This window comes from Intestinimonas sp. UBA1698, from assembly GCF_002320075.1.
Lineage (GTDB): Bacteria > Bacillota > Clostridia > Oscillospirales > Oscillospiraceae > Intestinimonas > Intestinimonas massiliensis.
In genome coordinates this window covers 1-24754 of record NZ_DCJO01000032.1, presented here as the reverse complement: position 1 = coordinate 24754, position 24754 = coordinate 1, and the positions used below count along the sequence as shown (strand labels likewise).

Below are 24754 nucleotides of genomic sequence, written 5' to 3'. Positions count from 1 at the left end.
GCTCACACCCCCGGCACATAGATGAGCCCGCCTCCGGCCCGGGTGCTCTGGAACCACAGCCGGAAGTCAACGGCGTACTCCCGGCCGCCGTCCAGGATCGTGGTCTGCATGAGTCCGTCTCCGTGCTGTTCCAGCCCTACGATGGTGACCCAGTGCCAGCTATCCAGCTCCTTCACCAGCCCGTGGGACAGATTCAGGAAAGCCACCGGGCTGTCGGCGGCCAGGGCGGTGCGGAGGAAGGCGGCGCACTGGCCGACGGTGGGCCGTGCGGACTTGAGGGCGGGCACGTCCAGCTCCCGGATGGGAAGCTCCAGCCCCTTCTCCCGGGCATAGCTCTCCAGCCCCCGGACAAAGGCGTGCAGGGTGTTGACCCCCATGCGGCCGGGGGTGACGTGCTCCCACATCTCGTTCATCAGAGCCAGAAAGTCCCTCTTCCGGCGGCTGTGGGAGGGGTACAAATCCCCCCAGCCCAGCCGGGTATCGGCCAGATAGCTGACCAGGTGGGAGGCGGTGGTGGGGCCGCAGCCCGCCTTGCGCTGCCATTCGTCGGCGTACCACTCCTGGTCCGCCCCCCGCCAGGCCCGGTCCCCGTCAAGGATGGTAAAGAGCTCCGGACTGGTGATCCCATAGTTCTGCTCCATGCTTCCCGCCTCCTTTTTCCCGGTTATTTTACTCTATCCGCCCCAGAAACGCAAGGCTTGCTCGGCTCCTCCTCCAATTTGGTTACATATTTTTTATTTCTTAAAAAATTTTTTGATAATCTGTAATTTCTCCCTTTCTTTTTTTTGAAAAATCTGTTACTATAATTATGATAGCCCCTTCTTGCTTGGGGCCGCGCTTGATCCGCTGATTCCTCTTTTGCGAAATCTCGAATCCATCCGCCCTGGAAGGAGGCCCTGTGTATGAAGCGCACTGCAGAGCCAACGGTGATCAAAACGGTTTCCGTCTCCCTGCTCGGGGGCTTTGCCCTGGAGCTGGACGGAACGACCCTTACCGACGACATCAACCGCTCTCTGAAGCTGTGGAGCGTACTGGCCTATCTGATCCTGCACCGGGACCGGCCAGTCCCCCAAACGGAGTTTATCGAGACGTTCTGGCCGGACGACAACAGCTCCAACCCGGTCAACGCCCTCAAGACGCTGCTCTACCGCATCCGCTCCATGCTGGAGCCCCTGTTCGGCGAGCTGCAGCCCATTTTGGCCCAGCGGGGGGCCTATCTGTGGAATCCGGCGGTGGGCTGCGACCTGGACACCGACCGGTTCGAGGCGCTGTGCGCCCGGGCCGCGGACGAGTCCCTCTCCAGCGAATCCCGCATGGACCTCTACCGCAGCGCCCTCTCCCTGTACCAGGGGGACCTGCTGCCCAAGCTGGACCACCAGATGTGGCTTATCCCCCTGTCGGTGCGCTACCACGGGCTGTACTTATCGGCGGTAAAGGCCCAGGCCGTCCTGCTGGAACAGGCGGAGCTCTTTGAAGAGATGCAGGACATCTGCCAGCAGGCCAGCGCCCTGGACGGCCTGGATGAGGGCCTGCACACCCTGATCGTCCGCTCCCTGCTGCGGCAGGGCCGGGACACCGCCGCCCTGGCCCACTACGAAAAGGCCACTGACCTGCTCTATCGCAACCTGGGCGTGCGCCCGTCGGAGGAGCTGCGGGCGCTGTATATCGAGATCATGTCCACAGAAAAGACGCTGGAGACCGACTTGGGCGTCATTATGGGGGATCTGAAGGAGGCCGCCTCCCGGCCCGGCGCCTTTGTCTGTGAGTACGGCTTCTTCAAGGAGGCCTACCGGTTGGAGGCCCGCCGCGCCCTCCGGAGCGGCGCCTGCGTCCACCTGTGCCTCATCACCGTGTCCCTGCCCGACGGGGGCGTGCCGCCCCTGAAGGTGCTCTCCGCCACCATGGACCAGCTTCAGGAGGTCCTGGTTCGGAACCTGCGGCGGGGCGATGTGGTGTCCAAATTCAGCGGGGCTCAGTTTGTCATTCTGCTGCCCGCCGCCAACTTTGAGGACAGCAACATGGTCATGGACCGGGTGGTCAACGCCTTCTACCAGCAGCACCGGCGCAACTTCCTCAAGCTGACCGTCCGGGTGCGGGAGATCGAACTAAACTGAACGTTCGGCATAGATTGATAAGTGGAGAGCGTATGAAAGCCAACACCAAAACCATCCTGACGGCCGTCCTGGCCGGGGCGGCGGTCCTGCTTCTGCTGGCGGCGGCGCTGCTGCTGTCCGGGCGGAACGCCTCAGCGCCGGAGCCCAGCCCCACCCCCTCCGCCGTTCTTCCCACCCCCACGGCCGAGCCCGACCCGGCGCCCTCCGGCACACCGGAGCCCACCGCCTCCGTGATGCCCGAGGTGGTGGACGGTCTGAAGGTGGGCGCCTGGCCCATCACTCAGGAGCGCAGGGACTACGTGGACGGATCTCTGGAGTTGTATATCCCGGCCATCGGCATCACCCGCACCATCTGGGACGGCACCGACGCCCAGACCCTGAGCAAGGGGGTGGGGCTGTACGAGTACGCCCAGCTCCCCGGGGAGGGCAACCGCAACGTGTCCCTGGCGGGCCACCGCAATGGCCTGGACAAGAACGGCAACGTCACCGACCACGCCCCTTTTTACTATGTGGACACGCTGGGGGAGGGGGACTATTTCTACCTCACCGGCGGCGGTTGCATCTACCGCTATCTCTACGACGACACCTGGGTGGTGGAGCCCGACGACTGGAGCCCCATCGCCACCACGGGCTATAGCTGCCTGACCATCACCTCCTGCGAACCCATCGGTATCTCCGACCACCGCATCGTGGTCCGGGCCCTTCTGGACGGGATCTTTGACGACAGCAGCGACTTTGACTATCTGGAATCTGCTCCTTTGGAGGGTGAGAACGCATGAAAGAGACTCTGTTCCGGCGGGCGGGCAGCCTGCTGGTGGGTCTGTGCCTGTTGGCGGGGGCGGCGCTGGCCGCCGGGGCCGCCGGGGCGGAGGCCAAGTCTGCCCGGGCCGCCTGTCTGCCTGCCAAGCAGGAGACCCAGACCGGCGTCACCGTTTACTCCAACGCCAAGGCCAGCGTGGACGCCTCTAACCTGAGCGAGGGCTATCTCATCGTGGCGTATACCGGCGGCAAGAGCGTGCGCATCAAGGTCCAGATCGCCAAGACCGGCGGCGCCACCTACACCTATGACTTGAACAACGCCGGCGAACCTGAGACCTTCCCGCTCACCGAGGGGGACGGCACCTATTCCGTCAAGGTCTTTGAAAATACCAACGGCTCCAAATACGCCCAGGCCTACTCCACCTCGGTGAAGATGACCTTGCGCAACGATTTTCTGCCCTTCCTCTACAGCAATCAGTACGTCAACTACACCGCCGACAGCGCCACGGCGGCCCAGGCGGCGGAGCTGTGTCAGGACGCCTCCGGCGACCTGGACAAGGTGGGCAGGGTCTTTGACTTTGTGGTGGACCATTTCACCTACGACTACGACAAGGCGTCCACCGTTTCCTCCGGCTACCTGCCGGTGGTGGACGACATTCTGGCGGCCAAAAAGGGCATCTGCTTTGACTATGCCGCCGTGATGACCGCCATGCTCCGCAGTCAGAACATTCCCTGCAAGCTGGTGGTGGGGTATGCGGGCACCGTCTACCACGCCTGGATCGACGTCTATGTGGAGGGCACAGGCTGGATTGCCGGCGCCATCCAGTTTGACGGCAAGGACTGGACCCTGATGGACCCCACCTTTGTCTCCAGCGGCAAGCGGAGCCCTTCCATTATGGAATATGTCACCACCGATTCCAACTACAGCCAAAAGTACGCCTATTGATCCCCTGGCAGGGACGGGCTGGCCCAGGTCTGCCCGTCCCTGTTTCTCCCCTTTTTTGGGGGGACCGCCAATCTGTAACCTGCGAGGTCTGTCATGAAACGAAACGAGAGGAAGACCGCTCTGACCGGCGACGAGCTGTCCGTCCTGTGCTGGCAGTTGGGCCAGCTCTGCCGGGCGGGGATGTCCTGGTCGGACAGCGCAGCCCTGCTGGCGGAGGACGCCCCCACGCCCCGGAGCCGCGCCCTGCTGGCGGGCCTGCGGGACGCGCTGACCGCCGGCGTGCCGCTGGACCGGGCGCTGGCGGAAGCGGGGGAGTTCCCCCCCTATCTGCTGCGTATGGTATCCATCGGCCTGGCCGCCGGGCGGGCGGAGCAGGTGCTGGAGGCCCTGAGCGGCTATTACCGCCGCCAGTCTGCCACCGGCGAGGCGCTCCGCCGGGCGGTGACCTATCCCGCCGTGATGGCCGCTCTCATCGCGCTGGTGTTCCTGGTGCTGGTGCGCCGGGTGCTGCCGGTGCTCACGCAGGTCTTTGCCCAGGTGGGGGGCGGCGCATCCCCCATGGCCGCCGCCCTGCTGCGTTTCGGCGGCTTGGGCCGCTGGGCGGCGGTGGCGCTGGCCGTCCTGCTCCTGGCGGGAGCGGCGGTGCTGCTTCTCTTTTTCCGAGGGGAGCGGGGGGCCGCGCTCTTTGCCCGGGGGGCCACCGGCGCCGCCCTGGCCCGGGGGCAGTTCGCCTCCGCCATGGCCCTGATGCTCCAGAGCGGCCTGCCTCTGGACGAGGCCATGGACCGCACCGCCGAGCTGCTGGAGCGCACTCCCCTCCAGACCCAGGTGGGGACGTGCCGGGCACAGATGCTCTCCGGCGTCCCCTTCCCCCGGGCGGTGGAGGACGCCGGCCTGCTCACTGGCCTCCAGGCCGGTCTGCTGTCCGCCGGGTTCCGCTCCGGCGCCTCCGACGCCGCCATGACCGAGGTGGCCGCCCGCTGCCAGGCGGAGGGGGAGGAGCTGTTAACCCGTCTGCTCTCCCGGTTTGAATATGCTCTGGTCATCGTGCTGTGCGCGGCGGTGGGCCTGGTGCTGCTGTCGGTCATGCTGCCTCTGCTGGGGGTGCTGTCCGCCGTGGGCGGCTAGGAAAGGTCGTGACGTCGCATGAAACGCCCTTCTCTCTGCCGGACGCTGCCCCTGCTGGGGGTGCTGGTTGCCCTGCCGCTGGCCTTGTTTCTCATCACGGGCGCTTTGGGGAACCGGGCAGGCCGGGAATCCCTCTCCCTGGCTGAGCAGTCCATCCGGCGGGCGGCGGTCCAGTGCTATGCCCTGGAGGGGGCCTACCCCCGGGACCTGTCCGACCTGGAGGAGCGCTATGGCGTGTCGGTGGACCGGGAGCGGTACTTTGTGGATTACCGCTACGTCGCCTCCAATCTGATGCCGGACATCACCGTACTGCCCATCCGCTGAGAGCGGTCCTCATTCCCGAAAGGAGGCTTCCGCCTTTTGTCACCTGCTCTGCCCCGCGGCGGCCTCCGTTCCGCCTTCCCCATCGACCGCTGACGCGGCCGACGGGGGCCCCTTTTCTTGTTTCTTCCTCGGCCGAAGTAAATTCGGCCTGCGGCAAGGTTTCGGCTGGCGCCGAAACGCTTGGCCGCTGCGCGTCCCCCCTTCGGGGGTGCCCGGCGGCACTCCCCCCACTGGAAAGGAGGCTTCCGCCTTTTGTCACCCGCTCTGCCCCGCGGCGGCCTCCGTTCCGCCGCCGTCTTTGCCCTGTGCGCCCTGTTCGCGGTGCTGGCCATGGGATTGACCCTGCTGGCCAGCGGGGCCTACCGGGACACGGCGGCCGTTGCCGAAGTCAATTACACCCGCCGCACCGCCCTAAGCTACCTGGTCCATCAGGTCCGACGCTCCGACGCCGACGGATGCGTCTATGTGGAGTCCTTCGGCGGCGGCGACGCGCTGGCCCTGGTGGAGCCCGCCGGCGGGTCCAGCTATATCACCCTGCTCTACTGCTACGGCGGCCAGCTTCGGGAGCTCTACGTGGAGGAGGGCTATCCCCTCCTGCCGGAGGACGGCCTACCGGTGCTGGAGCTTTCGTCCCTGGACATCCGTGCCGAGGGCGGCCTGCTCTGCTTCACCGCCACCGCCTCTGACGGGACGGTCTCTTCCGTGTCGGTGGCCCCCCGCTGCCGGCTTGGCGGGGAGGTGGGCATGCTGTGAACGATCGCTCCCGCGCCCGTCTGCTGCTGGTCGAGCTGATCCTGGACCTGGTCATCTTTGCCCTGTGCGCCGCCGTCTGCGTGGCTCTGCTGGTGAGGGCCCGATCCATGAGCCGGGAGAGTACCGAGCTGACCCAGGCGGTCTATCTGGCCCAGACCGCCGCCGAGACGTGGCGGAGCCACGGGGACGGGGCCGACCGGACCGTGGACGGCTACCAGGTGCAGCACACCCGTACCGGCGGCGGGACCTCCGTCCAAACCGGACGGGTCCGCATATCCAGGGACGGCCGCCTCGTCTATGAACTGGAGGTGAGCCTGCCGTGAAGGATGACCGCGGTTCCCCCGTCGGCGTGGGCGTGCTGACGGTGCTCACCGTCCTGCTGGTGCTCACTCTGGCGGTCTTTTCCGCCCTGACCTATACCTCTGCCCGGGCTGACTGGGCCCTGTCCCGCATCAACGCCGACACGGTGGCGGCCTACTACGCCGCCGACGCCGAGGCCGCGCGGCTCCTGTCCGGCTTTTCCACCGGCAGTGAGGAGGAGCTGGAGGCCACCCTGCCCATGACGGAGGCCCAGTCCCTGCGCATCCACCTGGCCCGCCGGGCGGACGGCACCGTGGCCGTTCTGGCCTGGCAGACCGTCCCGGCCCAGGGGGAAACCGCCCCTGCGGAGGCGGACCCTCTGCCGGTCTTTGACGGCACCCTGCCGTCGGGCTGATCCCCGGGGCCCCGGCGAACAACGAAGAGGAGCGGTAGTTATGCCCCTGACTGATATCCTGCAAAACGCCGTAACCCGTGAGGCCTCTGATGTGCTGGTGGTAGCCGGCCTGCCGGTGGACTATAAGATCAACGGCCGTCTGTGCCGGGAGGGGGAGAAGCTCTTTCCCGCCCAGACCCTGGCGCTGACTCAGGAGCTCTACTCCCTGGCGGGCCGGGACATGACCAAGCTGCTGGATACCGGGGACGACGACTTTTCCTTCGCCGTTTCCGGCCTCAGCCGCTTCCGGGTCAACGCCCTGCGGCAGCGGGGCTCCCTGGCCCTGGTCATCCGGGTGGTGTCCTTCAACCTGCCCGACCGGCACGCCCTGGGCATCCCGGACAATGTAATGGCCTTTGCCGACTATCCCCACGGCCTGGTGCTGGTCACCGGCCCGGCGGGGAGCGGCAAAACCACCACCCTGGCCTGTCTGGTGGACCATGTGAACTCCACCCGCGAAGCCCATGTGGTGACCATCGAGGACCCCATTGAATACCTGCACCAGCATAAAATGAGCGTGGTAACCCAGCGGGAGCTGTATACCGATACCGCCTCCTACGACGCGGCTCTGCGGGCGGCCCTGCGGGAGGCTCCGGATATCATCCTGCTGGGGGAGATGCGGGATGCCGAGACCATCAAGGCGGCCGTCACCGCCGCAGAGACGGGCCATCTGGTCATCTCCACCCTCCACACCATCGGGGCGGCCAACACGGTGGACCGCATCGTGGACGCCTTTCCCCCGGCCCAGCAGCAGCAGATCCGCACCCAACTGGCTCTGGTGCTGGAGGGCGTGGTCTCCCAGCAGCTTCTCCAGGCGGAGGACGGCGCGCAGGTCCCCGCCTTTGAGGTCATGACGGTCAACCCCGCCGTGCGCAACATGATCCGGGAATCCAAGGCGTTCCAGTTGGACAGCGTCATCGCCTCCTCCAGCCAGGAGGGGATGGTGACCATGGACCAGAGCATTCTGCGGCTGGTCCAGGCCGGGCGGGTCCATCCGGACACCGCGCTCCGCCACGCCGCCAACAGCGACTGGATGATCCGCCGCCTGGCCGCCTTGGCCGGCGGAGCCGAAAAAAACCAAATGAGGTGAGGATATGAGCACCAAACTGAATCCGAAAAACGGCCTTTTCCGCATCTGTGTAGACAAAAAGGAGGACGGCCGGCTCAGCGGCCGGATCGTCAGCCAACGGCTGACCGCCCCCATGGCCTTTGCGGACCTGGGCGACCTGCTTTTAAAGGTGGAGGGGGTGCTGGACGCCCAGAATTTTCCTCAGGCGTCCCAGCGTATCCGCACCTTTGTCCAGGACGCGTCGGAGTACCCGGCCTCCGTGCTGCCCGACGGAGCCATGAGCGAGGCGGAGGTGGAGGCGTCCAGAGGCGCCCGGACCACCTTCCAGCTTGCCATCCTCACCCGCCGGAACGCCACCTGGCAGGGAGCGGTGGACTGGATGGAGGGCCAATCGCCCATGTCCTTTTCCAGCGACCTGGAGCTGCTGAGTCTGGTGGACCGGCATATGGAGGAGCTTTGACAAAAAGGCAGGGGCGCTGTATCCATCCGATACAGCGCCCCTGCCTTCATTTCATCACGTGCCGTAGCGCAGGCTCCCGCCCCGCTCGGCTTGGGCCAGATACTCTTCCCTGGTGATGCGATAGCAGCTCAGTTTTTCCAGCCGTTCCCGCTCCCGAAAGCCGCAGCCGCACACCAGACCCACCGACCGGGTGTTTCCGTGATAGATGCGGGCCGTCAGGCTGCGGCCTCGCCACTCCAGAAAAACCTTGGCCACGGCAGCCCGCACGGCCTGCCGGCCATAGCCGTTGCCCCAGAGGGTCTCGTCCCCGATGACGATCACCATCTCATAGGTTCCGACGGCGTGCTCCCGCAGCTTCAAAAAGCCGATGGGGCCGCCCCCTTCCGGGCACACCAGAAAAAAGCGGCCCTGCTGGTTCATGTGATAGCGGAGCATGGGAGCCGGCACGTCGGCCAGCAGCCGGTTGAGCTCGTCCACCACCCGGGCGTCCTCGTTGAGGAACCGGGTGACGCGCTGGTTCTGCAGCCACAGCGTCAGTCTCCGAATGTCCTCCTGGACAATGTCCGCGCGCAAAAAAATAGAAGCGGCTTTCTTCATACGCTTACCTCACAGTAAAAATACTAAAAAGCCCTTCTATGCTTCCGCATCGACGGTTCTTTTTTATGAAATTGGTATCATGATACCACAGTTTCTATCCTTTGTCAAATCTGGAGAAGGCTGTGAGACAGCAAAGAGGTCCCGCGGCGTTGCCGCGGGACCTCTTTCATCACTCCTGGGTCTTGTTTTCGTCGGGCGGACTGGGCACGCCCGGCTCCTCCGCCGGGGACGGGGGGGCCACGGGGGGATCGCTGACGATGTGGATATTTCGGGCGGGGGCCTCCACGCCGTCGGTGACGGCGGGCTGGGCCGCCGGACCACGCATTGCCCGGCTCACACCGGAGACCTCAGCCTCGGCCAGCTCCGGGTCCCGCCCCTCCAGGATGGCCTTCATCTCGGTGCCGGTGATGGTCTCCTTCTGGAGCAGGTAGCTGGTGATGGCGTGGAGCATCTCCTCGTTGTCCCGCAGGATCTGGATGGCCTCGGCATAGCAGTCCTTGATGATCTTGGTAACCAGCCGGTCGATCTGGGCGGCGGTCTCCTGGGCGCAGTTGAGACCGTAGCCCCCCTCCAGATACTGGCTCTGGCGGGAGGCCAGCCCGGTCATGCCGAACTCGTCGGACATGCCGTACATGGTGACCATGTACTGGGCCAGGCTGGTGGCCTGCTGGATATCCTGAGCTGCGCCGGTGGTCTGGGTGTGCATGATGAGCTCCTCGGCGGCCCGGCCGCCCATACAGACCCGGATCTTGGCCAGAATCTCGTCCTTGGTGTTGAGGAACTTCTCCTCCTCCGGGGTCTGGAGGGTAAAGCCCAGCGCCCCCTGGGTGTGGGGAACGATGGTGATTTTTTGGACGGGCTCGGTGTTCTTCTGCTTGGCAGCCACCAGGGCGTGACCCACCTCGTGATAGGCCACCAGCTTCTTTTCGTGCTCGGTGAGGACGGTGCCCTTTTTCTCCGACCCGGCGATGACCAGCTCGAAGGACTTGAGCAGGTCCTCCTGATTGACGGCCCGGCGGCCCAGGCGCACGGCCCGGAGGGCGGCCTCGTTGACCAGGTTGGCCAGGTCGGCGCCCACAGCGCCGGCGGTAGCCTGGGCGATCTTGTTCAGGTCCACGTCCTCGGAGAGGCGGATATTGCGGGTGTGGACCTGGAGGGTGGCCACACGACCGGCCAGGTTGGGCCGGTCCACGGTGATACGGCGGTCGAACCGGCCGGGCCGCAGCAGGGCCTGGTCCAGCACCTCGGGCCGGTTGGTGGCGGCCAGGACGATGACGCCCTTGGTGGGGTCGAAGCCGTCCAGCTCGGCCAGGAGCTGGTTCAGGGTCTGCTCCCGCTCATCGTTGCCGCCCAGGCGGTTGTCCCGGGATTTGCCGATGGTGTCGATCTCGTCGATAAAGACGATGCAGGGGGCCATTTTGCTGGCCTCCTTGAAGAGGTCGCGGACCCGGCTGGCGCCCACGCCCACGAACATCTCCACGAAGTCGGAGCCCGAGATGGAGAAGAAGGGGACCCCCGCCTCTCCGGCCACAGCCTTGGCCAGCAGGGTCTTGCCGGTGCCCGGGGGGCCCACCAGCAGGGCGCCCTTGGGCAGCTTGGCGCCGATCTCGGTGTATTTTTGGGGGTTGTGGAGGATGTCGATGATCTCCTCCAGGGACTCCTTGGCCTCATCCTGACCGGCCACGTCCCGGAAGGTGACGCCGGTCTTTTTTTCCACATAGACCTTGGCGTTGGCCTTCCCCACGCCGCCCAGGCCGCCCCCCATCTTGGAGGACATGTTGCGGAACAGGAAGGAGAAGAGCACCACCATGATGATGACGGGCAGCACATAGGAGATGAGTAGGGAGATGATGGGGGAGAGCTGCTCCACATAGGGCGGGCCGTAGACCACGCCGTGCTCCTCCATCAGGGGGATCAGGCGGGCGATCTCGCTGTCGCTGGCGATGGGGGCGCAGTAGTAAGAGGGTCCGCTCTTGAGCTGCTGCTTCCACTGATCGGTGCCGCTCTCAGCGGACTGCATGAGGCCCTCCAGGCCGGGAATGGGGCTTTCCGTCGTCTCCGGCTTGGCGGACTGGGTCTGGGCGGCTGCGTCGGGCTTGGGGTAGATGGTGTACTTGTTGCTCTCCATCACCACCCAGGCCACCTTGTCGTCCCGCACCATCTGGACGAACTCCGAGTAGTCGATCTCGGTGCTCTGCCGGGTGGTGGCCATGGACGTGACATAGTTGACCATCAGCACGATGATGAGGGCCCAGAGGATGATGGAGATGATCCCCATCATGTTTTTATTTCCGCCAGAGTTGTTCCCCGAGCCCTTGTTGTTATTTTGGTTCAAGGCGTGTCCTCCTTTATTGGAACCTTTCGCCTGCTATCCTATTGTATAACAAGTTTGCTTTAATATAGCACACAACACCTTAAAATACAAGAAAACCCCCCGTAAACTTTCTGTGAATCCGCTCCGCGCGCTAAGGGAAAAGGCCGGCCCGCCTGTCCTGGTTTTTCCAGGACCGCGGGCCGGCCTTATTTTTCACATATCGTTCCTTTAGCTGATGTCGCCGTCCTTGCTGCAGGTCAGGCTGATGTCGACGGGGAACGCGCCCAGTCCGGTGGTGCTCTTGATGTCCGCCGTCAGATTGGCCGTCCCGCCCGATTTGGAGATGCTCTGGTTGCTGTATGTCCAGCCGCTCTCCATGGAGTGGGAGCCGGAGGCGCTGACCACCCACGCGCGGGAGCCGTCATAACCGAAAGTAGCGGTCAGAGTGACAGTGGCGATCAATTCACCGTTATTTTTAAACTTACTGGTAGAGGACGCCTTTTGTGTGGAACTGCGCAAAAGCGAATCGTAAACGGTAGTCGTCGTTTCCACCGTGATGCCGTTCCCCAAATCGACTACTTTCGTATTCTCCCGCCCGTAAGCGGAACAAGTCGGGATAAGGCACAACGACAATACCAAAGCGAGAGCTGTCAACATAGAAATCATTTTTTTCATGGATTCTCTCCCTCTTCTGTTTTGTATATGACAATTGTTTTTTCTTCTGTTATATTTACGTCGTGTTGCCGCTCTCGTAAGTAAGCGCAGTAAATGACCGCCACGGCGAGGGCCACAATTGCAAAGCCCAGCACAATCCTGCGCCGGATGCGCCTGCCCCTGCGGAATTTTTCGGTGGCCTCCGGCCCCAGCAGCTCGTTGTAGGACCGCGCCAGCTCTGCCGGCGTACCTATGAACCGTACCGCGTCGGCAAATTCGGCGTGGGGGGCCTCCTCCATGAAATTCGTGACGGCCCGTCGTGTCTCTTCGATCAATTCCCTGCGCTTCGCCCTCGGACATTCCAGCCGCCACGCCAAATCACGATAATAGGCTTTCCATTCAGTTTTCATGTCCGTCGCCCTCATCCAGTCTGCCGTCCTTTGAAAAAATCAGGGATATGGTGTCGATGAAATTCTGATACTCCACCCTCAGGTCTCTGAGGTAACCCTCGCCCGCCTCCGTGATGGAAAAATAGATCCTTATGCGGTTATCCTCGGACAGGACCTTGTCGGACTCGCTGATATATCCGAAGTCCCGCAGGCGGTAGATGGCCTGGTACAGGGTGTTGAAGCTCAGCCTACCTTCGCTCAGCCGCTCGATGGTGCTCATCATCTCGTAGGTGTACATGGGTTTTTGGCGCAGCACAAAAAGCACCAACATTTCTGTCGTTGCCTTTTTGAGCTGGTCGTTGATACTGGCGGTCGTGCCGCTCTTTGTGGTTTTGTCGCTGTTCCTTGGCATCATGGTGCACCTTTTCCTAGGATAGTTTTAGTTTAGCAAAAAATATTCTTCTTGTAAATATAATTGTTATTGACAAGTATATGTTAAGATGATATCATACATACCGTAATTGAGGTCGAAATCAACAGATTAGGCCTTGTTTGAAAAATAAAAGTTGCACAATAAACCAAGCTATGCGAAGCTAATAGCATGAAACGATATGAACTAACAAAAGAACAATGGGGACGAATCAAGCTGCTGCTGCCACCGGAAGAAACGGGGAAGCGGGGCCGCCCCCGGAAGGATAACCGGACCATGCTAAACGGGATGCTCTGGATCGTCCGGAGCGGTGCGCAGTGGCGTGAGCTGCCGGAGACCTATGGTCCCTGGCAGTCCGTGTACGCCCGATTCGCCAAATGGCGGGATGACGGCACTCTGGAAGCGGTATTCCACGCACTGTCTGCGGACGCGGATATGGAGAACCTGAGCATGGACTCCACTTGCGTAAAGGTGCATGAAAGCGCAAATGGCGGGGAAAAAAACGGCGGATAAGGCGGTTGGCCGTACCAGAGGTGGGTGGAACACAAAACTCCACGCGGTCGTAGACGGTCTGGGAAACCCGGTGGAGTTCCTTCTCTCCGCTGGAAATGACCACGATTCGGTTCACGCTGTTGAACTGCTGAAAAAGGTCAGAATCGGCGGGAGTGCTGTACTGGCAGATCGGGCTTATGGCGCTCGGGCAATTCGGGAATACATCTCAGAGCACGGGGCCAGCTATGTGATCCCGCCGCAGAGCAACGTTTCCGATCCCCGGCCGGTTGACTGGCATCTGTATAAGGAGCGCCATCTGGTGGAGTGTTTTTTCCAGAAAATCAAGTGGTTTCGCAGAATCGCCACCAGATATGACAAGTCGGATGCTTCCTTTCTCGCCTTCGTTTATCTTGTCTCCATCGCTATTTTGTTGCTTTGGCACATTCTCTATCTTTTTTCAAACAAGGCCTAAATAAAATCTTTTGAAAAAAGCCCGTTGCACTTTTCGCAGAAAATCGTTTTATTGGATGAGAGCATAAATAGGGCGCTTCAAGTTCTGTCCCAGCTTGGGACACAAATACGCCAATGGCCCGCCGACGGGCGGTGAGGATCGGAGGGGAGTCCAATGGGGTAGAAATTTGACGGTCCGCGGCTTTCCCTATAGACTAAAAAGCGGTGAGGCCGTCAGAAGATTCAGCAAATCAAACTCCGTAGCACAAGTATCCCAGTACCGTTCATCCATGAGGATTCATTTCCCAAACGAGAATAAGGAGATATCATAATGAAAAAGTTCAAAAAGCTCCTGAGTGTCCTGTGCGCCGTCTGCATGATGCTTTCTCTGGCCGTTTCCGCTAGTGCCGCATCTCTTGAGGATGACCCCTATTATTTTGGTATTGATTGGAGCCAGGTCGATACGTCTATGTGTATTCCTGGAACCGAGTATCATCGGTATCCTCAGAGTCCTATCTCTATGCTGGCAACCGCTGACAGAAATGTTTTTAGCGGATGGGTGAGGGGTGTCCCTGCTAATCCTTATCCGGGTACAAGCAATACCACCTTGGTTACTGGACTGACATTTGAAAGTGATGAAACTGGTGTAGTCACAGTTACTTTCACCGATTCACAGGACCCGAGCAAATCGGATGTGAACGTTTCGATTTATGACAAAGATGAGCAGTTGATTTCCGATTATTTCTCGCTGGCCTATAACAGCACTGCTCCTGTCTCAAAGTCTTTTAACGTTGACCCTACCCATGAATACAATCTATTCATAAGCCACCAAGGCTCCGGTCTGCAAAACGTACGACTTACGGTGGATGTAGGCTAAGAAACACCACAGACGTATACTTCTAAGAAGCTTCATAGCAGTTTTCCGTGGCAAGATTTTTCTTGCCACGGAAAACTGCTTGTCAGGAGGGGTTAGGCCTTGTTTGAAAAATAAAAGTTGCACAAGAAACCAAGTTATGCGAAGCTACGAGCATGAAACGATATGAATTAACAAAAGAACAATGGGAACGGATCAAGCCGCTGCTGCCACCGGAAGAAACGGGAAAGCGGGGTCGTCCCCGGAAGGATAACCGGATCATGCTCAACGGAATGCTCTGGATCGTCCGGAGCGGTGCGCAGTGGCGTGAGCTGCCGGAGACCTATGGCCCTTGGCAGTCTATATACGCCCGATTCGCCAAATGGCGGGATGACGGCACTCTGGAAGCGGTATTCCACACACTGTCTGCGGACGCGGATATGGAGAACCTGAGCATGGACTCCACTTGCGTAAAGGTGCATGAAAGCGCAAATGGCGGGGAAAAAAACGGCGGATAAGGCGGTTGGCCGTACCAAAGGCGGGTGGAACACAAAACTCCACGCTGTCGTAGACGGTCTGGGAAACCCGGTGGAGTTCCTGCTCTCCGCTGGAAATGACCACGATTCGGTTCACGCTGTTGAACTGCTGAAAAAAGTCAGGATCAGCGGGAGTGCCGTGCTGGCAGATCGGGCCTATGGTGCCCGGACGATTCGGGAATATATCTCAGCGCACGGGGCCAGCTATGTGATCCCGCCGCAAAGCAACGTTTCCGATCCCCGGCCGGTTGACTGGCATCTGTATAAAGAGCGCCATCTGGTGGAGTGTTTTTTCCAGAAAATCAAGTGGTTTCGCAGAATCGCCACCCGATATGACAAGTCGGATGCTTCCTTCCTGGCCTTTGTGTATCTTGCCTCCATCGCTATTTTGTTGCTTTAGCACAATCTCCGCCTTTTTTCAAACAAGCCCTAGAGAAAAAAATGAATATTAAATCAAAATTTATTTGCATGGCCTTAACTCTTTCACTAGCAATTGGCATGTCTGCCCCTGCATTCGCTGCAACCCACGGGGACGTTTTAAATCAGGATGTTGCCCATGTCGTTCTCACAGACCCACAGCCTAGAGACTCAACTACTCTATTGCTCTCTTATAAATTTGGGCCTTTAGGAGATAATGAATATTTTTGGACAGCAAATTATGGATTTATGGGTTCTGATGTAAAACACAATCTAATAGCTTATGACACGAATATGACCGTGTCAGGTGGGTACTCCGATACGACAAAAGTGGGCATCGGTATATGGAAATCGTATAGTGGATTTGAGTATACAAGCTATAAGATGTGTCCGTTGGTAGGATACACATATGATACCAAGGCAGAATTTAACAATACGTATACTTATTTTGGAGCTGTTTCAAACAGAACAGGTGGTGACTTATCTGGGACAGTAAAGTGGCGCTCAGTAGACAAGCTTGCATAAATTCTTTAGGTATTAGTACTTTTTTCATAATAGTTATGGGAAGTATATACTCCCCATAACTATTTCTCTAAGGAGTGTATATGTATAGATTAGTTAAAAAATATGTTGGTTTATTTATAGCTCTAATCGTTGTGTTTATATTAACTGTTGCAATTTTACATATTAAAAAAAATATCAACGAAAAAAACGACGTACAGGAGATGGCAACCCAATATTTTGATAATATTATTTCTGAGCAATATGAACAGGCAGCAACTATGATTTTTTTTAATTCCCAAGTCGAAACCTTTAGAAAATTAGCTGTAAATGGCTTTATCCAAGATAAATTAATCTCTTACGAAATTGTTAATATAAAAAAAATAGCCGATAGGTTGTATGAGTTAAATACAGTTATTAATTCACAAAAAACTTCTAACGAAAAAATTTTGAACTATGCTTTATATACCGACAACAAATGGTACATTGTAATGAATAGTATGGATGTTCCTTTAGATGTCTATTATTTTGAAGATGCTGGACCATATACCCTGGTTCCAATTGAATAGGGCAGACAAGGGGACGGTTCTCCCGTCTTGTACCGCACCCCCCAGTGTTACATTGGTGACACCGGGGGTGTTTTACGCCCAGACGCGGGGAGGAGGGGTGGGCCGGGGGGCCGGGCCCAGGCCGCGAACCGTCCCTCTGTCTGCCTTTTTGAATCGGAGTATTGCATTATTAATGATTGGCAAACATACTGTTGGGGTGTATCATAACCTTTAGATAGAAACGCAAAAGTCGGAGTCTTGTGTCACATCGGTCCTTGATTGGACGAAAGGGGAGCAGAACATGAGAAAAGCGAACAAGGTATCTCTCTTGGTCTGGGCCGTGATCCTTCTTTTACTCCTCTTCAGCCTCGTCGGCTGGGGTTCTCTATATGCACAGCGGAAGGCGCATCCAAAGGACGCCGCGCTGTACGGCACCTTCGGCACGGATCGGATCGTTAATTTTGCGACCTATCTGACCTTTGACGGCGATCACTTTTCCCTTTACCTCGGGGAGGGCGGGAAAGCACTGGATGAAGGGACCTGGGCCATGTCGGAGGACACGGCGGTCCTGCATGGTCAGGATTCCGTCTACGACCTGGTCATTAAGGGCAATTTCGTTTACCTCTGCGGCGGGGACTTTGACCGGATGACTCGATTCGAGAAATTTGAGAACAACCCCGTATTTACCACCGTAGGTCTGGACCCGTCCTCCGGGCAGGATGGGGAGACGGTTCCAATCCAATAAAAAGGAACGGATAAGGGGCGGTCCATTGTTCCTGGTATAGCCAGGACAAATGGACCGCTCCTTTTCTCTGCCCCCGCGTCATTCTGAGCGGAGCGAAGAATCCGTTCCCACCGTCCTTTTTGCCGCCGCATGAGACGGGGAAGGACGAATTCTTCGGCTGCGCCTCAGAATGACGGGGGTGGGGTGGGGGGGAGCGGGGGGGGACGGACGGGCCGGGGAGCTTGGCCTGGACTGCGGGTCAAAGCGCGCAAATTCTTCTTTTTCTCCACGCGCAAATATGGTATACTGAAAGCTGATTGAACGGAAAGGCAGGACAAGCCATGCGGGAAAAGCGGGAAGATTGGAAGGACCGGCAACAGGAATCCGATGGGGTCATCGAGGGCCGCAATGCGGTGCTGGAGGCTCTGCGGGCGGGCACGCCGGTGGATAAAATCTATATTGCCAAGGGGGAGACCGACGCCTCCCTGGGCCACATTGCCTCCACGGCGCGGGGCAAGGGCATCGTGGTGGTGGAGGCCGACCGGCGCAAGCTGGACGCCATGAGCCTGACCCACGCCCACCAGGGGGTCATCGCCGTGGCGGCGGTACGGGCATACGCCACGGTGGAGGACATCCTGTCCATTGCCCGGGAAAAGGGGGAGCCTCCCCTGATCGTGGTGTGCGACGAGCTGTCCGACCCCCACAATCTGGGTGCGGTGATCCGCACGGCGGAGTGCGCCGGGGCCCACGGGGTCATCATCCCCAAGCGCCGCTCGGCGGGGCTGACGGCCGTGGTGGCCAAGACCTCGGCGGGGGCGGTGTCCCATGTGCCGGTGGCCCGGGTGGCTAACCTGCCCGCTCTGCTGAAGGAGTTGAAGGAGGCGGGCGTGTGGGTTTTCGGCACGGCGGCGGACGGGGACACCCGGCTGTACGACGCCGACCTGAAGGGCCCGGCGGCCATCGTCATCGGCTCGGAGGGGACGGGCATGGGCCGTCTGGTGGCCGAGACCTGCGACTTCAAAGTGAGTATCCCCATGAAGGGCAAGCTCAATTCCCTCAACGCCTCGGCGGCGGCGGCCATCCTGCTCTACGAGGCGGTGCGCCAGCGGCTGGAGCCGTAATATCTCATCAAGAAAGCAAGGAATTCAGGGATGTCAAACGACCGGGATGACAAGCTGAATAAGGACACTGAGGCGGCGGAATTCACGCTGGAGGAGATTTTGGCGGAATTCGGCTCCGGGCCGAAGCCCTCCGGCCCGGACCTGCCCTGGCCGGAGGCCAAGCGGCGGCCCCCTCCGCCGGAGAACGTGGTGCCCTTCCCGACCCCGGCGCCGGAGGCGCCCGGCGGGGAGGACCCGGACGGGCCGGAGGAGGACGCGGAAGAGGAGGAGGCCCTCCCGCCGCCGCCCCGGCCCAAGACGGGGCAGCCGCCCGCCTCGGACAAGGTGCTGGAATTTCCGGAGGATGACACGCCCCCTCTCCAGGCGGGCATCGAGCATCTCAAGCGCAAGGCGGACGCATATGCCGAGCAGATGTTTGAGCAGGAGGGGGTGGAGGTCTCGGACGAGACCCTCCGGTTCGAGCGGCTCATCCCCGGCGTGGACGAGGAGGAGCCCCCGGCGGGCCGGTTCTTCCGGGAGCGCAAGCCCCGCAGAGAGGCGGCCCCGCCCCCCGACCTGCCGCCGGCGGAGCTGGCGGGCCGGTACGGCAGGGGCCTGGGTCTGCTGCGGCTGCGCGCGGTGCTGGTGCTGCTGCTGTGCCTGCCCATGCTGTGGCTGACGCTGGCTCCGCTGCTGCCCTTTCCGCTGCCCGCCGCCCTGGCCGCCAGCGTCCCGCTCCAGGGGCTTTTGTCGGCCATCCTGCTGGCGGCCGCCATGCTGCTGGGCGCGGACGGGCTGATTCTGGGTCTGGCGCGGCTGTTCACTCTGCGGCCCGGGGCGGACACCCTGACCGCCTTCTCCTGCCTCTTCGCCCTGGCCGACGCCCTGACCATGGGGCGCCTGACCCCGGAGCGGCAGGGCCTCCCCTACTGCGTGGCGGCGGGGCTGTCCCTGTTCTTCACCCTGTGGGGGACCTACTCCAAGCGGCAGGGCCTGCGCATGGCTTGCCGCACGGCGGCGGCGGCCTCCGAGCCCTATCTGGTCACCCTGGACGAGAAGGCCTGGAACGGCCGCAGCGCCTACGCCAAGTGGTCGGGCTCTCCCATCGGCTTCGGCAGCCAGATCCAGGAGGACGACGGAGCCCAGCGCATCTTCCGGGTGGCCGCGCCGCTGCTGCTGCTGTCCTGCCTGCTGTTCTCCCTCATCGCTTCGGTGGGTCGGGGGGCCCCGGAGCGGCTGGTGTGGTGCCTGTCGGCCACCACCGCCTCGGCGGCCTGCCTGTCGGGCATGCTTTTGTTCGGCCGTCCCTTCCGGGTGCTGTCCCGGCGGCTGTCCTCCAGCGGCGCCGCTCTGGGCGGGTGGCCCGGCGTGGCCCGGCAGGGGAGCGCCATCCTCCTCACCGACGCCGACCTCTTCCCCCCCGGCTCCGTCTCCCTGAACGGCATCAAGATCTTTGGGGACTACCCGGTGGAAAAGGTGGTGGCGGTCACCGCCACCCTCATCCGGGACGCGGGCAGCGGCCTGGACAAAATCTTCCACGACCTGCTGCGCTCCCAGGGCGCCGTCTACCGCCGCACCACCGGCGGCATCGAGCGCCATGAGGGGGGCGGCCTTACCGCCGTCATCCGCAACGAGCAGATTGCTGTGGGCTCCGCCGCCTTCATGTCTCTGCTGGAGGTCTCCCTGCCCCAGGGCCTCAACGTGCGCAACGCCGTGTTCTGCGCCATCGACGGGGAGCTGGCAGGCATCTTCGCCCTGAACTACGTTCTCCATCCGGTGATCTCCCCGTCCCTCACCTCCCTCATCGGGGGCAAGGTGTCGCCGGTGCTGGCCACCCGTGACTTCAATCTCATCCCCGCCATGCTGCGGCAGAAGTTTAAGCTGCCGGTGGAGAAGATGGACTTTCCCACGGTGGAGCGGCGGGTAGAGCTGTCCGACCCGGACGCCCCCCACGATCCGGTCATCACCGCCGTGCTGTGCCGGGAGGGCCTGGCCCCCTTTGCCGAGGCGGTGGTGGGCGCCCGCCGGCTGCGGTGGGCGGTGACCGCCGCAGCCCTGCTGGCAGTGCTGGGCTCGGTGATCGGGGTACTGCTGGCCTTTTATCTCACGGCCCAGGGGGCGTGGGACTCTCTGACTGCTGCCAACCTGACCTTTTTCCTGACCGCCTGGCTGGTGCCCACCTATCTGATCTCCGGCTGGGTCAACCGCTATTGACCACAAAAAGCCGCCGCGTCTGCGATGCAGACGCGGCGGCTTTTTGCGGGGGAGGCGGCGGGTCACACCGGCGGCCCCCCGCCCGTGGACCTGGCGCTCCACCAGATGGTCAGGCCCGCCCGGGGGGCCGCCAGAACGGCGCTGCCGCCGGTCAGGGTACCGGTGGTCCCGTCGGCCAGGACCAGGTTGACGGGAGCGGCGGCGCGGCAGATCTCCAGGTACTGGATTCCGGCGCCGCTGAGAGCGATGGTCCGGGTGGCGGCGTCAAAGCTCCAGCCCTCGCCGTCGGCTGACCGGTCCATCCTCACGACAAAGCGGCCCTCCGTCTGGGTGCTGATGGTAAAATACGGCCCGGGGACGGGCTCGTCGCCGGCCAGGGCGGGGGCGGCCAGCCCCGCGCACAGGGCCAGTACCAGGAGCAGGGGCGCCAATCTCTGTTTCATCTATACTTCCTCCTCTGTGTCCGCACCGGACGGCCGGGGGACAGACTCCCCCGGCATCTCGGCGGGAAACAAAAATGCCGTGCAGGGGATTCCCTACACGGCATCCGAAGACAAAGTCTCTCAAATGCACACAGGGCACGCCAAATACACGTTATTTCCCGCCTTGTAAAAGGGTTGGGAATACCGTATAATGAAGCGTGCGGCGCGGCCCAAGGGCCGTTGTGTAGGTGGTGGTGCACCTGCGCAGGCTCCGGGGTGCTGCAACACTCCGGAGCTGCCGCATTTTTGTTTTCCAGTTTTTATTATACCGTTTCTTCCGTGGATTGCAAGAGCCAATCGGTCCAGCGCCCTGTCCCCGGCAGCCTGTTCATGTGGTCCCGCTGGTCGTCCCCCTCCGGGCGCTGCCGCCTTGTTCTCTCTCATCTCATCCCGCTCCTCCTCCCCGGGGGCATCTGGGCCCGTCCCCCCGCCGCAGCCCGGAGAGCATCCGGCGCTGGAAGGCGGCCAGCAGGTCCAGCTCCTCCCGGGAAAAGCCCTCGAACATCTGCCGGTCCACCCGCCGGATGGCCGGAGATGCGTCCCTCCACACGGCGGAGCAGCCCCCTTCCTCCCGGGCCAGCTCCCGCTCAATGGCCCGCCGCCGGGCCCGGGCCAGGGCGTCGAATAAAATACCGGGCATCTCGCTGTTGGGGTCCATGCCGTACCTCCTGTCCCATTTCTTTCCGCCGATCGGCTGATGGGGAAAAGATCAAGAAACCTTTTAGTTTCTTAGAACGAATGTTTGACTTTCCGGCGGTTGTATGATAGGATAGCGTTAGAGTATATGTATACGAGCGCGCGGAAGGCTTTATGTTCCGCCTGAGATGCAGAGGAGGGTCTGCCATGAAGAAGCTCACCGACAAGCAGCAGCAGATTTACGACTATATCGTCGCCTTCCAGAAGGACCATGGCTATCCCCCTTCGGTGCGGGAGATTGGGGAGGCGGTGGGGCTGAAATCCCCCTCCACGGTGCATTTTCATCTGAAGGGGCTGGAGTCCGCCGGACTCATCACCAAGGCGGAGGGGAAGACCCGGGCCATCACGGTCAGCGGCGGCCCCGGCGCGCCGGAGGTGGAGGCCCCGGCGGATAAGATCCCGGTGGTGGGCAGCGTGGCGGCCGGCGCGCCCATACTGGCGGAGCAGCATATCGAGGACTATCTCACCTTTGACACCGGCGGCCTGTCCGGGGAGCACTTCGCCCTGAAAGTTCGGGGGGAGTCCATGCTGGACGCGGGCATTCTGCCCGGGGACCTTGTCATCGTCCACCAGCAGCAGACCGTCCGCAACGGGGACATCGTGGTGGCTCTGTTCGAGGACGAGGCCACGGTCAAGACCTTTCGCCGCCGGGACGGCCATGTGTGGCTGCTGCCGGAGAACCCGGAGTACCAGCCCATCGACGGCCAGGGCGCTCAGATTCTGGGCAAGGTGGTGGCGGTGGTCCGCCGGTACGACTGATGGTCCCCCGCATCGACCATATCGAGCTCACGGTGGCCGACCTGGACCGGGCAGAGCCGTTCTACGACGAACTTTTGCCCCTGCTGGGCTTTGATCTAGACCGCAAAACCTGGGATAACATCCCGAAACACGAATTCCGCTGTGTGAGGCAGCCCGGCCTTTGACCTGACTCTCATCTGCCCCCGCCCCGCCCTGGTGGGGGAGGCCGTCTGCCGCCGGAAGCCCGTTTCCCTCCACCACCTGGCCTTCGGTGTGGATCGCCGTGAGGAGGTGGACCGGCTCTATGGCCAGGTCCGGGCCATCCCCGGCGCGGCGATCCGCCTTCCGCCCCGGTTTTATCCGGAGTATACTCCGGACGACTACGCCTTCTTTTTCTACGATACCGAGGGCATCGAGCTGGAGATCGTGCATTTTGACCGTCCCGCTTGTTTTCGGAGGTGAGCCCCATGGATTTGATCCTGTTTGACAGCCCGGCGGGTCGTCTGGCCCTGCTGGGGGAGGGGGCGTGCATCACCGGCCTGGCCCTGCCCAACGCCCCGGTACCCCGAATCGCCGAGCATGAGACTCCGGTGCTGGCCGAGGCCCGCCGTCAGGTCCTGGAATACCTGGCCGGGGCGCGTCGGAGCTTTGACCTGCCGCTGGACCCCCGGGGCACCTCTTTTCAGCGGAGGGTCTGGGCGGCCCTGACGGCCATTCCCTGGGGCGAGACGCGCACCTATGCCCAGATCGCCGCGGCAGTGGGCTCACCCAGGGCGGTGCGGGCGGTGGGGCAGGCCAATCACCGCAATCCCATCCCCATCCTGATCCCCTGCCACCGGGTGGTGGGGGCGGACGGCACCCTCACCGGCTACGGCGGGGGTCTGGAGCTGAAACGAAAGCTGTTGGAACTGGAGGGGGCCTGGACTTAGGCCCCGGCGGAAAGGAGCGTGTGCACATGTTGGACAAGTGGCTGGCGGCGGGACGGCTCGCCATCAAGGACATGGATCTGGAGGACGTGGCGGCGCTGAAGCTGTGCCTGATGGCGCTGGGCATTCTGATCGGGCTGGGCATCCCACTGAAAAAGCGGAGTGCGGCGGCGGTGCTGTCCTCCATCCTCTTCGTGGGCACCTACATCCCCCTGATGGTCCGCTTCTTCGGTGCCCTCACCCGGACGAGGGAGGACTGATTTTCCACACCTTGAGAAGGGCCGGTGTAAAACCGGCCCTTTTTTTCGTCCCGAGACCGGATTCCAGGCCCTTTCCCGCCTGCCGGGAGTGAATTCCCGGACCATGGGGTGGCCTTTTTCCGCCCCGCCATGCTACAATATCCACACCCAAGGGAAAAGGAGTCGATTCTATGGAACCGGATTTCAGTGAACGGCTGAAAAACTACCGCCGGGCCAAGGCCATGACCCAGCAGGACCTGGCGGACCAGTTGGGGGTCAGCAACAAGACGGTCTCCCGCTGGGAGTCGGGAGTTTCCCATAATTAAAGATATTATACCCGCGCTTACATTACTTGCAAATTATAGTATCTAAATCTAAAATACTGTGAAAAGCTGATTTCATATGATCCGATAAAAAGGATATATCGAAAGGATAATTGAAAATTTTGATACAACTTTATTTTGCCCTGATGAAACAAATTTGAGCGGGATAAAAATGTTGCATCAAAGTAACTTGCAAGAAAAAAGCAAGAATATAAACATGGCATTTTTACAGGATAATGTTAAAATAATTTTATCTGTATTTCTAAAGGAGGGACTGTCCCGTGTCAAAAACAACACTGTTTGACAGTCGTATCAAAAAATACGCTTACCGTGAGGCGTCACAAATATATCAAGATATTGAAGCATCACCGGATGGCCTGTCTCATGAACAGGTCGAGGCGATGAGGGAAAAATATGGTGCAAACAGCTTCGCGGAGCGAAAAAATGATACGACAATACGCCGGTTGCGGCGGGCTTTTATCAATCCGTTCAATATAATTCTCTTTATCCTGGGTATTATTTCATTGGTGACGGACGTTTTTCTCGTCTCCAACTTCGCCAGAAATGCCACTACTGCCATCATTATCTTTTCCATGATCCTAATTAGTGGTGCGATCCGTCTGATTCAGGAGCTCCGGGCAAAGACCGCGGCGCAGCAGCTTGACCGGCTGATTCATGAAAGTATCACTGTAAAGCGAGAAGGAGAACTCATAGAAATATATGCGGAAGAATTGGTGGTGGGGGATATTGTTCTGCTCTCTGCGGGTGACCGTGTTCCGGCGGATATCCGGCTGACAGAAGTCACCGACCTGTTCGTCTCACAG

General features: G+C 60.9%; 31 protein-coding genes and 2 pseudogenes. 25 read left to right on the top strand and 8 right to left on the bottom strand.

All coding sequences use genetic code 11. The features are described from left to right. Positions 1-2: 2 nt before the first annotated feature. Entirely contained in the window at positions 3-641 is a 639-nt protein-coding gene (locus B3H64_RS06960; protein WP_286734029.1) for a hypothetical protein, read from the bottom strand. Positions 642-902: 261 nt separating this feature from the next. Between B3H64_RS06960 and B3H64_RS06955 the strand changes: the two genes are divergently transcribed. The 10 genes from B3H64_RS06955 (at position 903) to B3H64_RS06910 (ending at position 8307) form a co-directional block, all read left to right on the top strand. Further along, positions 903-2114 (top strand): BTAD domain-containing putative transcriptional regulator, encoded by a 1212-nt coding sequence (locus B3H64_RS06955; protein WP_286734027.1) that lies wholly within the window; start codon positions 903-905, stop codon positions 2112-2114. A 32-nt stretch (positions 2115-2146) separates the two neighbouring features. Continuing rightward, a complete protein-coding gene (locus B3H64_RS06950; RefSeq protein WP_286734025.1) occupies positions 2147-2893 on the top strand; it encodes a sortase in 747 nt (248 codons plus the stop codon). Next, a complete protein-coding gene (locus B3H64_RS06945; RefSeq protein ID WP_256303376.1) occupies positions 2890-3819 on the top strand; it encodes a transglutaminase-like domain-containing protein in 930 nt (309 codons plus the stop codon). The genes B3H64_RS06950 and B3H64_RS06945 overlap by 4 nt, the downstream gene beginning before the upstream one ends. 93 nt (positions 3820-3912) lie before the next feature. After that, positions 3913-4947, top strand: coding sequence for a type II secretion system F family protein (locus B3H64_RS06940; RefSeq protein WP_286734022.1), 1035 nt, complete (start codon positions 3913-3915; stop codon positions 4945-4947). 18 nt (positions 4948-4965) lie between these two features. Then, entirely contained in the window at positions 4966-5271 is a 306-nt protein-coding gene (locus B3H64_RS06935; protein ID WP_238073040.1) for a hypothetical protein, read from the top strand. Between the two features lie 252 nt (positions 5272-5523). After that, a complete protein-coding gene (locus B3H64_RS06930) occupies positions 5524-6024 on the top strand; it encodes a DUF4860 domain-containing protein (RefSeq protein ID WP_286734021.1) in 501 nt (166 codons plus the stop codon). Beyond that, positions 6021-6347: a hypothetical protein gene (locus B3H64_RS06925; RefSeq protein WP_286734019.1), complete on the top strand. Its 327-nt coding sequence runs from the start codon at positions 6021-6023 to the stop codon at positions 6345-6347. Before B3H64_RS06930 ends, B3H64_RS06925 begins: the two co-directional genes overlap by 4 nt. Next, positions 6344-6739 carry a hypothetical protein gene (locus B3H64_RS06920; RefSeq protein WP_286734017.1) on the top strand — a complete coding sequence of 132 codons (396 nt, stop codon included), beginning with the start codon at positions 6344-6346 and terminating at the stop codon, positions 6737-6739. Before B3H64_RS06925 ends, B3H64_RS06920 begins: the two co-directional genes overlap by 4 nt. Positions 6740-6779: 40 nt before the next feature. Continuing rightward, complete coding sequence (locus B3H64_RS06915; RefSeq protein WP_256303381.1) at positions 6780-7868, top strand: type IV pilus twitching motility protein PilT; 1089 nt, start codon at positions 6780-6782, stop codon at positions 7866-7868. 4 nt (positions 7869-7872) lie between these two features. Further along, a complete protein-coding gene (locus tag B3H64_RS06910; RefSeq protein WP_256303382.1) occupies positions 7873-8307 on the top strand; it encodes a hypothetical protein in 435 nt (144 codons plus the stop codon). Between the two features lie 54 nt (positions 8308-8361). Here B3H64_RS06910 and B3H64_RS06905 read toward each other — a convergent pair whose 3' ends face one another. From B3H64_RS06905 to B3H64_RS06885, 5 genes are all read right to left on the bottom strand, one after another. After that, a complete protein-coding gene (locus B3H64_RS06905; protein WP_050617461.1) occupies positions 8362-8904 on the bottom strand; it encodes a GNAT family N-acetyltransferase in 543 nt (180 codons plus the stop codon). A 169-nt stretch (positions 8905-9073) separates the two neighbouring features. Further along, positions 9074-11185, bottom strand: a complete 2112-nt coding sequence (gene ftsH, locus B3H64_RS06900; RefSeq protein WP_414653475.1) for an ATP-dependent zinc metalloprotease FtsH — start codon at positions 11183-11185, stop codon at positions 9074-9076. A 261-nt stretch (positions 11186-11446) separates the two neighbouring features. Then, positions 11447-11893, bottom strand: a complete 447-nt coding sequence (locus B3H64_RS06895) for a hypothetical protein (protein WP_154666634.1) — start codon at positions 11891-11893, stop codon at positions 11447-11449. Beyond that, the gene (locus B3H64_RS06890) at positions 11890-12282 is read right to left on the bottom strand and encodes a hypothetical protein (RefSeq protein ID WP_050617464.1); all 393 of its coding nucleotides are present in this window, start codon (positions 12280-12282) and stop codon (positions 11890-11892) included. The genes B3H64_RS06895 and B3H64_RS06890 overlap by 4 nt, the downstream gene beginning before the upstream one ends. Continuing rightward, a complete protein-coding gene (locus B3H64_RS06885; RefSeq protein WP_242853676.1) occupies positions 12272-12676 on the bottom strand; it encodes a PadR family transcriptional regulator in 405 nt (134 codons plus the stop codon). Before B3H64_RS06885 ends, B3H64_RS06890 begins: the two co-directional genes overlap by 11 nt. A gap of 186 nt (positions 12677-12862) precedes the next feature. On the opposite strand from B3H64_RS06885, the pseudogene B3H64_RS06880 reads away from it, so the two are divergent. The 8 genes and pseudogenes from B3H64_RS06880 to B3H64_RS06845 all read left to right on the top strand — a co-directional run bounded on the left by B3H64_RS06880 (position 12863) and on the right by B3H64_RS06845 (position 20526). Next, positions 12863-13655: pseudogene (locus tag B3H64_RS06880) on the top strand (IS5 family transposase). A gap of 309 nt (positions 13656-13964) precedes the next feature. Continuing rightward, on the top strand, positions 13965-14510 hold the full coding sequence (locus tag B3H64_RS06875; protein ID WP_050617467.1) for a hypothetical protein: 546 nt from the start codon (positions 13965-13967) through the stop codon (positions 14508-14510). 152 nt (positions 14511-14662) lie between these two features. Continuing rightward, a pseudogene (locus tag B3H64_RS06870) lies at positions 14663-15422 on the top strand (IS5 family transposase). 41 nt (positions 15423-15463) lie between these two features. Beyond that, entirely contained in the window at positions 15464-15964 is a 501-nt protein-coding gene (locus B3H64_RS06865; protein WP_154666635.1) for a hypothetical protein, read from the top strand. Between the two features lie 80 nt (positions 15965-16044). Continuing rightward, on the top strand, positions 16045-16509 hold the full coding sequence (locus B3H64_RS06860) for a hypothetical protein (RefSeq protein WP_286734003.1): 465 nt from the start codon (positions 16045-16047) through the stop codon (positions 16507-16509). Positions 16510-16789: 280 nt separating this feature from the next. Further along, positions 16790-17233 carry a hypothetical protein gene (locus B3H64_RS06855; protein ID WP_050617471.1) on the top strand — a complete coding sequence of 148 codons (444 nt, stop codon included), beginning with the start codon at positions 16790-16792 and terminating at the stop codon, positions 17231-17233. Positions 17234-17553: 320 nt separating this feature from the next. Further along, positions 17554-18333: a 23S rRNA (guanosine(2251)-2'-O)-methyltransferase RlmB gene (gene rlmB, locus B3H64_RS06850; protein ID WP_050617472.1), complete on the top strand. Its 780-nt coding sequence runs from the start codon at positions 17554-17556 to the stop codon at positions 18331-18333. Between the two features lie 30 nt (positions 18334-18363). Continuing rightward, positions 18364-20526, top strand: a complete 2163-nt coding sequence (locus B3H64_RS06845; protein ID WP_286733999.1) for a hypothetical protein — start codon at positions 18364-18366, stop codon at positions 20524-20526. 62 nt (positions 20527-20588) lie between these two features. Here the strand turns inward: B3H64_RS06845 and B3H64_RS06840 are convergent, their stop codons facing one another. Both B3H64_RS06840 and B3H64_RS06835 read right to left on the bottom strand, forming a co-directional pair. Beyond that, positions 20589-20969, bottom strand: coding sequence for a hypothetical protein (locus tag B3H64_RS06840; RefSeq protein WP_286733997.1), 381 nt, complete (start codon positions 20967-20969; stop codon positions 20589-20591). Positions 20970-21393: 424 nt separating this feature from the next. Then, positions 21394-21666, bottom strand: a complete 273-nt coding sequence (locus tag B3H64_RS06835) for a hypothetical protein (protein ID WP_050617475.1) — start codon at positions 21664-21666, stop codon at positions 21394-21396. 185 nt (positions 21667-21851) lie between these two features. Here B3H64_RS06835 and lexA point away from each other — a divergent pair, with 185 nt between their 5' ends. From lexA to B3H64_RS06800, 7 genes are all read left to right on the top strand, one after another. Continuing rightward, positions 21852-22463 (top strand): transcriptional repressor LexA, encoded by a 612-nt coding sequence (gene lexA, locus B3H64_RS06830; RefSeq protein WP_238073048.1) that lies wholly within the window; start codon positions 21852-21854, stop codon positions 22461-22463. Then, the gene (locus B3H64_RS06825; protein ID WP_238073049.1) at positions 22463-22627 is read left to right on the top strand and encodes a VOC family protein; all 165 of its coding nucleotides are present in this window, start codon (positions 22463-22465) and stop codon (positions 22625-22627) included. The genes lexA and B3H64_RS06825 overlap by 1 nt, the downstream gene beginning before the upstream one ends. An 88-nt stretch (positions 22628-22715) precedes the next feature. Beyond that, the gene (locus tag B3H64_RS06820; protein ID WP_286733993.1) at positions 22716-22904 is read left to right on the top strand and encodes a hypothetical protein; all 189 of its coding nucleotides are present in this window, start codon (positions 22716-22718) and stop codon (positions 22902-22904) included. Positions 22905-22909: 5 nt separating this feature from the next. Next, complete coding sequence (locus B3H64_RS06815; protein ID WP_286733990.1) at positions 22910-23371, top strand: methylated-DNA--[protein]-cysteine S-methyltransferase; 462 nt, start codon at positions 22910-22912, stop codon at positions 23369-23371. A 26-nt stretch (positions 23372-23397) separates the two neighbouring features. Next, positions 23398-23628: a hypothetical protein gene (locus tag B3H64_RS06810; protein ID WP_050617479.1), complete on the top strand. Its 231-nt coding sequence runs from the start codon at positions 23398-23400 to the stop codon at positions 23626-23628. Positions 23629-23798: 170 nt separating this feature from the next. Then, entirely contained in the window at positions 23799-23933 is a 135-nt protein-coding gene (locus B3H64_RS06805) for a helix-turn-helix transcriptional regulator (RefSeq protein ID WP_286733986.1), read from the top strand. A gap of 278 nt (positions 23934-24211) precedes the next feature. Next, a partial coding sequence (locus B3H64_RS06800) for a cation-transporting P-type ATPase (RefSeq protein ID WP_286733984.1) occupies positions 24212-24754 on the top strand: 543 nt, incomplete at its 3' end.